The following is a 12,449-nucleotide window of genomic DNA, read 5'->3' as shown; positions in this document are numbered from 1 at the left end:
CAGCGATACGGCACCAGCCCACTCCCCCACCCGACCACCCAAGGGTAGTATATGGCGTGGTCGGGTGGGGGAGTGGGCTGGTGCCGCTCTTCATGTCGCAGACATGACAAAAAACGAACGAAATGGAAACAGAATAAGATGGATTATCGCGAAGCAGCAATGACCTCAAAGGCCTGGCCATTTGAAGAGGCACGCAAGTTGCTGAAACGTTTCCGCGATGACAAGGGCAAGCCGACCACCAAGCCAGCCGGTGTACCGATGCTGTTCGAGACCGGCTATGGTCCCTCGGGCCTGCCGCATATCGGCACGTTTAACGAGGTGCTGCGCACAACCATGGTGCGTCGCGCCTATGAGACGCTGACCGCCCATGAAAATGGGGAGTCTGCGCCGACGCGGCTGATCGCCTTTTCCGATGATATGGATGGGTTCCGCAAGGTGCCGGGCAATGTTCCCAATCAGGATATGCTCGCCGAACATCTGCATAAGCCGCTGACTCAGGTGCCCGATCCGTTTGGCGAATATGACAGCTTTGCGCATCACAATAATGCACGGCTGCGGCAGTTTCTCGATCAGTACGGCTTTGACTATGAGTTCATGTCCTCGACCGAGCAGTACATGTCGGGCGCATTTGATGACACGCTGAAGCTTGTCCTCCAGCGCTACCAGCAGATCATGGACATCATGCTGCCGACCCTCGGCAAGGAGCGTCAGGTGACCTATTCGCCGGTGCTGCCGATCAGTCCCAGGACCGGCCATGTGCTGCAGGTGCCGGTCGAGGTGGTCGATGCCGAAGCCGGTCTGGTGCGGTTTGAAGATCAGGGCGAGATGATCGAGCACAATATCCTCTCCGGCGGTGCCAAGCTGCAATGGAAGGTCGACTGGGCGATGCGCTGGACCGCGCTCGGCGTCGATTATGAGATGTATGGCAAGGACCTCACCGATAGCGGCGTGCAGTCGGGCAAGATTGCCAAGGTGCTCGGCGCGCGTAAGCCGGAAGGGCTGATCTATGAGATGTTCCTCGATGACAAGGGCGAGAAAATCTCCAAGTCCAAGGGCAATGGCCTCAGCATCGAGGAATGGCTGCGCTATGGCAGCGAGGAGAGCCTGGCTTTCTACATCTTCCGCGAGCCGAAATCGGCCAAGCAGCTGCATCTCGGTGTGATCCCGCGCGCGGTCGACGACTATTTCCAGTTTCGCACCAACTGGCATGGCCAGGAAGCCGACAAGCGGCTCGGCAACCCGGTGCACCATGTCCATAATGGCGCGGTGCCGGAGGAAAGCATCCCCGTGACCTTCGGCCTGTTGCTCAATCTGGTCGGCGTTATGGGCGATGTCCCCAAGGAGCAGATCTGGGGCTATCTGCGCCAATATGCGCCCGATGCGACCGCCGAGCGCTATCCGGACCTTGATGGCCTGATCGATAACGCGCTGGCCTATAGCCGCGACTTTATCGCGCCGACATTACAGCGCCGCAAGCCACAAGGTGGCGAGGTTGCCGCACTCGAGCGGCTGGATGCTGAACTGGCGACACTGCCTGATCATGCAGCGGCCGAGGATATCCAGACCATCGTATACACCATCGGCAAGGATGAGGCCTATGGCTTCGGCAATCTGCGCGACTGGTTCAAGGCGCTGTATGAGACGCTGCTCGGCTCCGAACAAGGCCCGCGCATGGGCAGCTTTATCGCGCTGTACGGCGTGGAGAATACGCGCACGCTGATCCGGGAGGCGCTGTCATGAGCGGCTATCATCTGGCTCAGATCAATATTGCCCGTTTTGCGAAACCCAAAGACGACCCGGTCAATGCCGATTTCATGAACGGGCTCGACCCGGTAAACGCGCAGGCAGAGGCGGCGCCGGGTTTTGTCTGGCGGCTGGTGGGCGAGGGCAATGACGCGGTGGACCTCAGCCCGGACGCCAGCGATCCGCGCCTTGCGATCAACATGTCGCTCTGGACTGATGTCGAGGCGCTGGGGGCTTTTGTCTATCGCAACCCTGATCACCTCGCCTTTATGCGCCGCCGTCGCGAATGGATGGAGCATATGAACGTCTATCAGGCGCTGTGGTGGGTGCCGGTTGGCCATATTCCGACCGTCGAGGAAGGCATGGCGCGGATTGCGAAGCTGGAAAAGCATGGTCCGATGACGGAAGCTTTTACCTTCCGCCAGCCTTTCCCGGCTCCTGATGGCACACCTGCCGTTCCGGTTCTGGACGAGTGCGCCTGACTGGTGGCAGCATCTGGGGCAAGAATTTGAACAACATCGTCAATTTCGATGATCTCGGCCTATCTCCAATCATTTTGGAGATAGGGGGTTTTGCGCTGCGCTGGTATAGTCTGGCCTATCTGCTGGGGCTTGTGTTTGGCTGGTGGATGCTCAAGCGGATGCTGACCCGCTCCAACCCACCCATGTCGTCACAGGATGTCGATGATTTTCTTCTATGGGCCACCATCGGCGTGATTCTCGGTGGCCGTCTGGGCTATGTCCTGTTCTACAATCCGGCCGAATTTCTGGCTGACCCCCTCAAGATCTTTGCCATCTGGACCGGTGGCATGTCGTTTCACGGTGGTGTGCTTGGCATGCTGCTGGCCATCATGATCTTTGCTTATAGGCGTCAGCTCAACTGGCTTCGGATCGGTGATTACATTGTCTGTGTTTATCCCTTTGGGCACATGCTGGGCCGGCTCGCCAATTTTGTGAACGGAGAATTATGGGGACGTCCGACCGATGGTAGCTGGGGAATGATCTTTCCCCTGGCCGGAGATGAACCAAGGCATCCGAGCCAGCTTTACCAGGCTGGACTGGAGGGCCTGTTGCCGCTGATCGTGCTGATGTTTCTGTTTTGGCGGACAGACGCAAGGCATCAGCCGGGTCTGCTGGTCGGTGTTTTCTTCATCATCATGGGCGTGTCCAGAGTTGTGCTGGAGCTCTTCAGGGAGCCGGATCGCAATTTGGGTACCTTGTCCACGGGGCTGACCATGGGCCAGACACTCACCATTCCGTTGCTTCTCGTGGGGCTGTGGCTGATTATCCGGCGGCATCCGCAAACGCTATTGAGAGAATCGGAATGATCGAAGTCTTCACCACCGGCGGCACCATCGACAAGGTCTATTTCGACGCGCTGTCGGAGTATCATGTCGGCGAGACGACACTGCCCGATATCCTTGCCGAGAATAATGTCCATGCACCGCATCGCGTGACGCAGTTGATGCGCAAGGACAGTCTGGAACTGACCGATGCAGACCGTGCCACCATCTGCGAGGCCGTCGCCGCATCCGATGCGCCGCATATCCTGATCACTCATGGCACCGACACCATGATCGAGACCGGCAAAGCGCTGTCACGCATCGATGGCAAGACCATCGTGCTGACCGGATCGCTGCAGCCGGCGCGGATCAAGAACAGCGATGCCGCGTTCAATGTCGGTTTTGCCTTTGCCGCGGTGCAGGCGCTGCCGCCCGGGGTTTATGTCGCGATGAACGGCCAGATTTTCGACCCGCGGGTCAGCCATAAGGACCGTGCCGCCGGGCGCTTCGTCAACAATTGAGCCGTCGCTGATCAGTTCCGGCGCGGGCGCCCGCATTGCGAGATGCCGGTTGCGTAAAGGTGCATCACGCGGTTATCGTCTTCGGTGAGTTCGGCGCTGAAGCTGTAATAGCCCTCGATGCTCATGCGGATGAGGCTGGCCTGCATTTTATTCTTTTCGAGCCGTGTCATGGTGAAGGCACCCATATCGCCTTCGAGCCAGCAGCTATACCCGGTGTCGACGCGCAGGCAGCGGCCATTAGCCTGAAAATAGTCGCGCGAGCCCTTCAGCGTATAGCCGACGCGGATCGGCAGTTCCTCGAAATCGTTACCGGCACCGCGGCGCGCGACGAAAAAACGGGTCACTGTCTGTTTCGGGTTGCGGGCCAGATGTTCGGAATCGTAAACTCGCATATAACAGGCGCTTGTAGTCTCCAGCCCGTCGAAATTCTGGGCCATCATCGGTGCGGTCAGGGTCAGCATGGCGAGCGGCAATATCGGCAGTTGCATCGCATGATCCTCCTATTGGCTATCCGATCCTGTCGGCGGCAAATAGCATATCGGATTCGCCGGTCACTATTATGACAGCATAGCATGCCCCTTGCAGACCTGCCCCGTCATGCCGATATTTGCTCCATGCATATCCACGCCGACTTTACCCAGACCGCTGTCGTCCGCCCGGGCGATGTCGACTGGACCCCGTCGCCGCTCGACGGGGTTGATCGCCAGATGCTCGACCGTATCGGCGGCGAAGTCGCCCGCGCCACCTCGATCGTGCGCTATGCCGCTGGCAGCCATTTCGGTGCGCATATGCATGGCGGTGGTGAGGAATTTGTCGTGCTCGAAGGCATTTTCTCCGACGAGCATCGCGACTATCCGGCGGGCAGTTATGTGCGCAATCCTATCGGCACCAGCCATACGCCCTACAGCTCTGACGGCTGCACCATCTTCGTCAAGCTGCACCAGTTCGATGCAGGTGATACGCGCCAATTCCATCTCGATATGCATAGCCTTGACCTGGCACCGCTGCCCGATGGGGAAGGTGTCTCGGCGGCACCGCTGCACCGCTTTGGTGCTGAAGAGGTCAAGCTGGTGCGCTGGGAAGCAGGATCATCGCATCCCGCGCATGTGCATCCCGGAGGCTCGGAGACGCTGGTTCTGGAAGGCACTCTGGCCGATGAGCATGGCACCTATCCGGCGGGTACGTGGATGCGTCAGCCACCCGGATCATCGCACAGCCCCTATAGCGAAAGTGGCGCGCTGATCTGGGTGAAGACCGGTCATCTCAGCCCGGAAGTGCTGGGCGACTGGGCCAAGGCCGCCGCCTGAACCTAGACTGTTCTTCACTTAGCTTGAAACACGTCATTGCGAGCGTAGCGAAGCAATCCAGGGCAACACGCACCCGCTCTGGATTGCCGCGTCGCTTCGCTCCTCGCAATGACGATTCAATGTAAATGAAATCGACTCTAATCTCCTCTGCCTGAATACTTTACCGTTAGCCCTGAGCCTGTCGAAGGGCGGTTCTCGACTTGGTGCCATGCTGAGAAACGGGCTTCGACAAGCTCAGCCCTGACGGTTTTTTACTGAGGAACCTAAGCCGCCACCCGCGTCGCTTCTCTGCCTGTCACCTGCCGCAAGACGCTGCGATAATCGGGCGCGATGGTCATCTTTGCACCATGCCCCTGGCTAAGCAAATGCTGATGCGTCTCGGCTAAGCGATAGCAAGGCACGCCCATAAACAGATGGTGCTCGGCATGGTAATTCACCCAATAGGGCGCCACCGTCGCCCGCGCCAATGGCCCGGCATAGGTGGTGCGCGCATGGCTGAACGGGTCGCTGCTCCCCGTCGTGGTGCAGGCATGTTCGGCGATATTGCGGATGCGCAGGAACAGCGGGAATGTCGTCGCCAGCGCCACCAGCCACAGCGCATAGGCTATCCCGCCCGTGACCGGCCCCAGCGCAAGCATTGCCAGTAACACCAGCACCAGTTGCACCAGCAAAAAGCGCCCGGTGCTCTTCGCCGTGGCGATCGCGCCGCTGTCATCGGTTACCGGTGCGGAGACGCCATTGCTGCTGGCATGATCGCCTTTCGCCGCCTCGGTGCGCTCGCTCCGGTTAAACACGGTCCCGGCGCTGGTATCGCGTTTTGCAGCGGTCGTGCCGCCACTGCCGCGCAGCATCGCTTTTAGCCCCTTCAGCGCATAGCCAAATTGCGCCGCGCGTTGCTTCAGAAACGTCTGCCCGGTCAGATCGCGGATGATCTTGCGTCTCAGCGAGTCCGGGCGCACCGGAAACGGCGCGGAGAGCGGCAGGTCCGGGTCCTCTGGTTGCTGGGTAAAGCGGTGATGGGTGAGGTGATAGGCGCGATAGCTTTGCAGGTCCGCCCCCGTCGCCGCGCCCGCCAGCCAGTCGCCGGCAAAATTGTTGGTCTTGCGCTTCGGATGCGTCAGGCCATGCGCCGCCTCATGCATCAATATCGCCAGCCCCAACTGTCGCCCGCCGAGCAGTGCCAGCGCCAAAGGCGTCACCACCAATGCCACCAGCCAGCTCCATGCAAAATCCGCGGTCCACAGCCAGGCCGTCCCGCCAGCCACCAACGCCACCACGGCCCAGCCATGCGCAATCAGCGCCAGCCCGCGCCAGCGCGACACAGACGTCAGCGCGCGCCATTGCTCGGGCGCGAAAATCTGTCGGGGGCTGGCGGCTTTAACGGCAGGCATGGAACAATAATATCACGCGCCATCGGAGGCGGCAACGACGCCGGGGAATCCGCCGCTGCCGCGCCGCCATTGCTACGCCTGGGCCAATAGGTCCGAATCGGCCCTGAAGGTGACACAGGGTGACAGGCTGTCACCATCAGGGGAGCACCCCCATATAGCTGAAATAATGCGCTTTTTCGGCTAAAAGCCCGTGTAGGTGACACTTGGGACAGGGCGCAAAAACAGGCATTATGGGTGGCGATGACCGGCAAATCCATCATGCCGCGATTATAGTGCCGGCACGGCGGTGTAGGACAGATCGCTATCAACGCTTCACTCCCTCCGCGCGCTTATTCCGGCTGCGTATCAAGCGCTACAAGGCGTCCCAGACAGTCTATACTGCATCCTGAAAGGGGGGAGTGGTTATGCGAAAGCGGGGATATATACGGTCCGGGCGGGTCAAGTCAGGCTCTATGCGCGGCGTGGCATTGTTATCGGCTCTGGCCTGCGCCGCGCTGCCGCAGATGGCGCTGGCCCAGACCACCGAAAGCGCGGAAGAGCGCGAGACCCGGCACCATCTGTCGCTGATCCTCGGCGCCACGACGCTGGTGGAGGATGGCGAGACGGCGATCACCTATGGCGTGGATTATGAGTATGAACTTAGCGAGCGGCTGGGCATCGGCTTTGTTGCCGAGCGTGCCGAGGGCGCGGTCGACGCGACCACATTGCTGGCGGTGATGGATATCCATCTGCAACCGGGCTTTGTGCTGCAAATCGGCCCCGGCGTCGAATGGGCCGAGGGCGAGACCTTCTTCATCGCCCGCACCGGCCTGCTCTATGAGATCGATATCGGCGACTGGGTCATCGCGCCGACCGTGTCCTATGACTTTTCCGAAGGCCCGGATGCGGTGATTTATGGGGTTACGGTGGGGGTGCGGTTTTAGGAGGCTGCACCTTCTCGCTTTGATCTAATGGCTTGGCATTGTTTTGCTTTGCGAATAGACCTTTGCAAAAGGGGAAGGCGATGACCAACACGCTCTATTATGGTGACAATCTGCATGTGTTGCGTGAGCATATCGCTGATGAAAGCGTTGACCTCATCTATCTCGATCCACCATTCAATTCTAACGCCAATTACAATATCTTGTTCAAGTCGCCCACTGGTAAGGACAGTGACGCACAAATCGAGGCGTTTGAAGATACTTGGCACTGGAATGATACTGCTGAAGAGGCGTTTGACGATGTTATGCGCTCGGGCAATGCGCAGGCGTTCGAACTGCTGCGTGCGATGCGCAACTTTCTCGGTGAAAATGACATGATGGCCTATCTGGCTATGATGGCTGTAAGGCTAATTGAACTGCATAGGGTGCTTAAAGAGACGGGCAGCCTCTATCTTCACTGTGACCCGACCGCGAGCCATTACCTGAAGTTGCTGCTCGATGGGGTGTTTGGGGCCACAAATTTTGGTAATGAAATAATTTGGCGGCGTCAAAACGCAAAGAGCTTAGCTTTCACACGCTTCGCCAGAAATCATGACGTGATATTGAGGTCACAAAGTCTGACGAGTGGAAGTGGAATCAGCCTTTCGAGGAACATGATCCAGAATATGTTGCAAAATTCTACAAATACGAAGAGGCAGAAACTGGCAGACGTTACCGCCTCTCAGACTTAACCAATCCAAATAAGAATAGGCCTAACCTGACATATGAATTTCTAGGTGTAACCCGTGTCTGGAGATGGACACGCGAAAGAATGCAAAAGGCTTATGAAGATGGCATTGTAATTCAGGCTAAGCCTGGCGCTGTTCCTGCACAAAAGCGGTATCTTGATGAACAGGATGGGAATCCCGTAGATACTATTTGGGAGAATATCAGGCCATTACAGGGGCAATCCCAAGAACGCCTCGGCTACCCAACCCAGAAACCGCTCGCCCTACTCGAACGCATTATCGCCGCCTCGTCGAATGAAGGTGATGTAGTGCTCGATCCCTTTTGCGGCTGCGGCACAGCAGTGCATGCAGCGCAGAAGTTGGGGAGGTCATGGGTCGGTATCGATGTCACCCATCTCGCAATCGGGCTGATCGAAAAGCGGATGAAGGACGCTTTCCCCGAAATCAGTTTCGACGTCGTCGGTCGTCCACAATCGCTGGCTTCGGCAGAAGACTTGGCCAAACGCGATAAGCATCAATTTGAGCTTTGGGCGCTGTCCGTAGTCGATGCTGTCCCTTGGAAAGGAGGCCGCAAAGGTCCCGATGGTGGAATTGACGGGATTATATATTTCAAGCCCGATGGTAAAAAGACCGAAAAGGCGATTGTCGAGATCAAGGGTGGTAGCACCGGGGTCAAGGATGTTGGGCGGCTGGCGCAGGTGATCGAGCGCGAGGGCGCGCCGATTGGCGTATTGATTACAGCGCAACTGCCGACCCGTGCGATGGAACGCGATGCTGCCAGCGTTGGCCGGTGGGAAAACCCAACGACTGGGCGCAGCCATGCTCGGCTACAGATCATCACCCTGGCCGAATTGTTCCAGAACAAGCGCCCCGATATTCCCTGGGTTGACCCGTCCACCTTCAAAAAAGCCAAACGCGAGGAAAAGCAGCAGGGCAAGCTTTTATAATGCCAAGTACAATCATTGCCGTCATTGCGAGCACAGCGAAGCAATCCAGGGCGTTGGAGCGCTGTGCTCTGGATTGCCGCGTCGCTTCGCTCCTCGCAATGACGGTCCTAAATAAAATGCGTTAGGACGCGCGCTTTAAGCCCCCAACTCCACCGCCAATCGTTCCATAAACACCACCCCCTGCGCCATTTGTTCGACTGCGATCCACTCATCCGGCTGGTGCGCCTGTTCTATCGAGCCGGGGCCGCAGATTATGGTGGGGAAGCCGGCTTGCTGGAACTGGCCGGCCTCGGCGGCGTAGGAGACCTGGCCGGCGGGGCTATTGTCGCCGGGTTTTACCGCAGGGCTGAGGTTGCGGGCGAGAGCCTCGGCGGGGTTGTGTTCTGTCGGTGCCAGCGGCGGGACATTGGCCATCCGGGTGAGTGTGACGCCGCATGTGTCGCAGTGGGCGCCGATCGCGGCGTCGGCGCGGGCTATGTCGGCGCGGAAGGGGACCAGCACCTCCTCGGCATCGACACCCGGCGGGCAGCGCAGATCAAAGGTGAAGCGACATTCGCGCGCCAATATGTTGGACGCGGTGCCGCCCTGAATCGTGCCGATGGTTAGCGTCGCATGCGGCGGGACAAAGCCGGAGCCTGCAGGCGGATTGGCCTCAAGCGTCAGCGCCAGTTCGCGCAGTTCCGCCATCAGATCGACTGCGACCATGGTGGCCGAAACGCCGAGATGCGGCAGGCTGCTATGCGCCTCCTTGCCGGTGACGATGACCTCATAGACATTGATGCCCTTATGTCCGCTGATCGGTTGCATCAGGCTGGGCTCGCCTATAATCGCGCAGAGCGGCGGCGGAATGGTCTCGGCCATTCGGGTGATCATTGCGGGCGCGCCCTGACAGCCGACTTCCTCATCATAGCTGATCGCGAGATGGACGGGCTTGCTGGCTTTGACGAACAGCGGCACGGCAGCGAGCGCGACGGCGATAAAGCCCTTCATATCCGATGTGCCGCGGCCATAAAGGCGATGTTCCTTACCATTTGGGCCCTCGACTGCGCGAGGCGTCACCGTCCATGGATCGCTGGTCCAGGGCTGGCCATCCACTGGCACAACATCGCTATGGCCAGAGAGGATCACGCCGCCGGGAACATCGGGGCCGATCGTGGCGAAGAGATTGGCCTTTTTGACGCCATCCTCGCCGGGCACATTGGCGACGCGGCTGGCGCTGACGCCATGCCCCGCCAGATAATCCTCTACCCAGGCGATCAGCTCCAGATTGGAGCCGCGCGAGGTGGTGTCAAAGCTGATCAGCTTTTCGAGGATGGCGAGCGCGGAAGCGAGCAGGTCGGAGGAAGGTGCGGCAGTCATATCCATGGCCTAACGCGTTGCGGCGCGATTGTCACATCTGTGCTGTTACTGCCTGTCTCATTCGGTTGCCGGGACCGCCTCGGGCTCGGGCCGCGGGGCATATTGGCGGCCATCCTCGGAGAGCAGCGCGGCGATTGGCCGGGTCGCCGGCCATTCGGCCAGTACCAGCATCATGATGGTGGTGAACGGTACCGCCAATATCGCGCCGGGAATGCCCCATATGGCGGTCCAGAAGGACAGCACCAGCATGATGGAAAAAGCGCTGAGATTGAGCGACTTGCCGATCATCCTGGGTTCGACGACATTGCCGATGATCGTCTGCGCCGCGGTGAGCAGCCCGGTGATGATCAGCGGCGTGGTCAGATTGCCGAACTGGGCCACGGCAAACAGCGCCGGAAAAGCGACGCCGACAATCGAGCCGATATAGGGGATATAGTTGAGCAGGCCGATGATAATCGCCCAGAGGATGGCGAATTCCAGCCCGAAAAGCAGCATGATGATCAGGCAGACCAGGCCGAGCAGGATGTTGATCAGCGACTTGGTGGCGAGATAGCGCCCGATATTGAGGTTGATCTGGGCCACGATATCAAGCGTGGTATTGGCCCGCTGGTCGGAACCGAAAGCGGCGCAGACCTTGTCCTTGAAACCGCGAATCTCGGTCGTCAGGAAGCCTGCATACAGCACGGTGATGAACACGAAGCCGCCAAAGCTGCCGAGCGATGACAGTACCGATTGCGACAGCGCGGGAATGTCGATGGTGTCGAAAAAGCTGTACACCGCATCGCGAAAGGCCAGCCGGGCCGCATCCTGGCCGCGCTCGATAATCGCTTCGGGCGCCTCCATCAGGTCATCGGTCTCCATCGGTGGCGGCGGTTCGGTCGGCGCGGCAAACCACTGGTTGAACAGGTTCTGCAGATTGGCCTCATATTGCGGCAGGCTGGGGATGAGCGTCTCCAGATTGACGATCAGCAGCCAGCTGACGGCATAGACCAGCCCGAGTATCCCGAACAGCAGCACGATGGTGCGCATCCATAACGGGCTGCGGCGCAGGCCGGGCACGCGGCCGATGGCCATGCGCGCGGCGAAGAATATCTGCACCATGATGATGGCGGTGACGATCGGCAGGATGAGGTCACGCCCGATAAACAGCAGCCAGCCAATCAATATCGCCAGCCCCAGCGAGAAGAAAATCGTACTCAGTCTGCTCTGCTTCATTGCTGGCATCATTACGGGCGTTGGCGCGCAGTGCAACGGCTAAAGTCGGCGATAGTCCGGCTCCAGCTCAGCGCGAAGCGATCCTGCCGCGTGCCTGAGCCAATTGCCGCTGATGCCATGGCCCAACTCATCGCTACTTCGTGTTTGGGGGCAGCGTCGATATCCCCGGCCTTTCCCATGACCACACATGTACCCGGCGCTCTCCGGAGCCGGTTATTGCCGGATCTGCAAAATGTCCGTGCCGTTTTTGACGCTGTGCGCGATCAGGAGCGTCTCAATCATTAGCTGAATCCGTACTGGCCTAGTCGATGGCTACTTTCGTGTAGCGGGCATCGATAACCTGCCAATCAAGATTGGCCATGAACGCATCGATATAGCGCCCGGTCGCGGTGCCATAATCCATGTGATAGCTGTGCTCATACATATCGAGCGTGATTAAGGGCATGCTGGTTGCAGCCCCGTGCATATGGTCCCAGGCCCAGTAGTTGTGCAGGCTTTTTGTATAGCTGTTATAGCCGAGAATGGCCCAGCCCGAACCGCCCGAGAGTGACAATGCGGTGCGGTGAAATTCGCTGGCCCACATATCGAAACTGCCAAAGCTGGCGGCGATTGCCTCAACCACCGATCCGGCGGGACGTCCATCGCCACCCAGTGCACCGAAATAATATTCATGCAGGATGACCGACCCGGTGCGGTGCAGTTCCTCACGCTTGAGGCCACCATAGACAAGAGCGGGGAAGTCTGCGTCTTGCATCGCCTCTGCCAGCTTGCCCTCGATGGTGTTGAGCGCGCGCACCGAGCCCTGATAATTATTCTGCCAGTGCGATGTGATCAGATTCTCCGACAACCCGGTCAGTTTTTTCGGGTCGAATGGCAGCGGTTGTGGGCTGTACTTTGCGGCAAAAGCCGGAGCTGCAAGCGGTTGTGGTTGCGCTATAGCAGCGGTTGATGCCGCGGGGATGATGGCGGCTCCGGCAATGCCTGCCGAAACGGTGCTGATGGCGTCGCGCCGGGTTATCTGCGTCATGGCTCTCTC

11 protein-coding genes and 1 pseudogene are annotated in these 12,449 nt (G+C 59.1%); 7 read left to right on the top strand and 5 right to left on the bottom strand.

The annotated features are described in order from the left end of the window. Positions 1-138 precede the first annotated feature (138 nt). The 4 genes from AAFX04_10175 to AAFX04_10160 are packed head-to-tail and all read left to right on the top strand — an operon-like array spanning position 139 to position 3,546. Positions 139-1,740, top strand: coding sequence for a lysine--tRNA ligase (locus AAFX04_10175; protein ID MEO1045794.1), 1,602 nt, complete (start codon positions 139-141; stop codon positions 1,738-1,740). Next, entirely contained in the window at positions 1,737-2,225 is a 489-nt protein-coding gene (locus AAFX04_10170; protein MEO1045793.1) for a DUF3291 domain-containing protein, read from the top strand. The genes AAFX04_10175 and AAFX04_10170 overlap by 4 nt, the downstream gene beginning before the upstream one ends. A 26-nt stretch (positions 2,226-2,251) precedes the next feature. Next, positions 2,252-3,070 (top strand): prolipoprotein diacylglyceryl transferase, encoded by an 819-nt coding sequence (lgt, locus tag AAFX04_10165; GenBank protein ID MEO1045792.1) that lies wholly within the window; start codon positions 2,252-2,254, stop codon positions 3,068-3,070. Beyond that, positions 3,067-3,546, top strand: a complete 480-nt coding sequence (locus AAFX04_10160) for an asparaginase domain-containing protein (protein ID MEO1045791.1) — start codon at positions 3,067-3,069, stop codon at positions 3,544-3,546. The genes lgt and AAFX04_10160 overlap by 4 nt, the downstream gene beginning before the upstream one ends. A gap of 11 nt (positions 3,547-3,557) precedes the next feature. Here the strand turns inward: AAFX04_10160 and AAFX04_10155 are convergent, their stop codons facing one another. Next, entirely contained in the window at positions 3,558-4,034 is a 477-nt protein-coding gene (locus AAFX04_10155) for a hypothetical protein (protein MEO1045790.1), read from the bottom strand. 126 nt (positions 4,035-4,160) lie between these two features. Between AAFX04_10155 and AAFX04_10150 the strand changes: the two genes are divergently transcribed. Next, positions 4,161-4,853: a cupin domain-containing protein gene (locus AAFX04_10150; GenBank protein MEO1045789.1), complete on the top strand. Its 693-nt coding sequence runs from the start codon at positions 4,161-4,163 to the stop codon at positions 4,851-4,853. A gap of 263 nt (positions 4,854-5,116) precedes the next feature. Here AAFX04_10150 and AAFX04_10145 read toward each other — a convergent pair whose 3' ends face one another. Further along, positions 5,117-6,244 carry a fatty acid desaturase family protein gene (locus AAFX04_10145; GenBank protein MEO1045788.1) on the bottom strand — a complete coding sequence of 376 codons (1,128 nt, stop codon included), beginning with the start codon at positions 6,242-6,244 and terminating at the stop codon, positions 5,117-5,119. 461 nt (positions 6,245-6,705) lie between these two features. Between AAFX04_10145 and AAFX04_10140 the strand changes: the two genes are divergently transcribed. Further along, on the top strand, positions 6,706-7,167 hold the full coding sequence (locus AAFX04_10140) for a hypothetical protein (GenBank protein MEO1045787.1): 462 nt from the start codon (positions 6,706-6,708) through the stop codon (positions 7,165-7,167). 80 nt (positions 7,168-7,247) lie between these two features. Continuing rightward, positions 7,248-8,839, top strand: a pseudogene (locus tag AAFX04_10135) (DNA methyltransferase). 135 nt (positions 8,840-8,974) lie between these two features. Here the strand turns inward: AAFX04_10135 and argE are convergent. The 3 genes from argE to AAFX04_10120 all read right to left on the bottom strand — a co-directional run bounded on the left by argE (position 8,975) and on the right by AAFX04_10120 (position 12,440). Then, positions 8,975-10,204: an acetylornithine deacetylase gene (gene argE / locus AAFX04_10130; GenBank protein MEO1045786.1), complete on the bottom strand. Its 1,230-nt coding sequence runs from the start codon at positions 10,202-10,204 to the stop codon at positions 8,975-8,977. 51 nt (positions 10,205-10,255) lie between these two features. Continuing rightward, positions 10,256-11,413: an AI-2E family transporter gene (locus AAFX04_10125; protein ID MEO1045785.1), complete on the bottom strand. Its 1,158-nt coding sequence runs from the start codon at positions 11,411-11,413 to the stop codon at positions 10,256-10,258. A 301-nt stretch (positions 11,414-11,714) separates the two neighbouring features. Then, on the bottom strand, positions 11,715-12,440 hold the full coding sequence (locus AAFX04_10120; GenBank protein ID MEO1045784.1) for a Fe-Mn family superoxide dismutase: 726 nt from the start codon (positions 12,438-12,440) through the stop codon (positions 11,715-11,717). Between the last annotated feature and the right edge of the window lie 9 nt (positions 12,441-12,449).

This window comes from Pseudomonadota bacterium (genome assembly GCA_039818985.1).
In the GTDB taxonomy this organism is placed as follows: domain Bacteria; phylum Pseudomonadota; class Alphaproteobacteria; order Sphingomonadales; family Sphingomonadaceae; genus Alterisphingorhabdus.
The sequence above is the reverse complement of the archived record's forward strand: the minus strand, read 5'-3'. Positions and strand labels throughout refer to the sequence as shown.

Excerpts from the sequence above, each read along its gene's own strand:
- AAFX04_10175 (MEO1045794.1), top strand. The coding sequence starts at position 139 with ATGGATTATCGCGAAGCAGCAATGACCTCAAAGGCCTGGCCATTTGAA.
- AAFX04_10170 (MEO1045793.1), top strand. The coding sequence starts at position 1,737 with ATGAGCGGCTATCATCTGGCTCAGATCAATATTGCCCGTTTTGCGAAA.
- AAFX04_10160 (MEO1045791.1), top strand. The coding sequence starts at position 3,067 with ATGATCGAAGTCTTCACCACCGGCGGCACCATCGACAAGGTCTATTTC.
- AAFX04_10155 (MEO1045790.1), bottom strand. The coding sequence starts at position 4,034 with ATGCAACTGCCGATATTGCCGCTCGCCATGCTGACCCTGACCGCACCG.
- AAFX04_10150 (MEO1045789.1), top strand. The coding sequence starts at position 4,161 with ATGCATATCCACGCCGACTTTACCCAGACCGCTGTCGTCCGCCCGGGC.
- AAFX04_10145 (MEO1045788.1), bottom strand. The coding sequence starts at position 6,244 with ATGCCTGCCGTTAAAGCCGCCAGCCCCCGACAGATTTTCGCGCCCGAG.
- argE (MEO1045786.1), bottom strand. The coding sequence starts at position 10,204 with ATGGATATGACTGCCGCACCTTCCTCCGACCTGCTCGCTTCCGCGCTC.
- AAFX04_10125 (MEO1045785.1), bottom strand. The coding sequence starts at position 11,413 with ATGAAGCAGAGCAGACTGAGTACGATTTTCTTCTCGCTGGGGCTGGCG.
- AAFX04_10120 (MEO1045784.1), bottom strand. The coding sequence starts at position 12,440 with ATGACGCAGATAACCCGGCGCGACGCCATCAGCACCGTTTCGGCAGGC.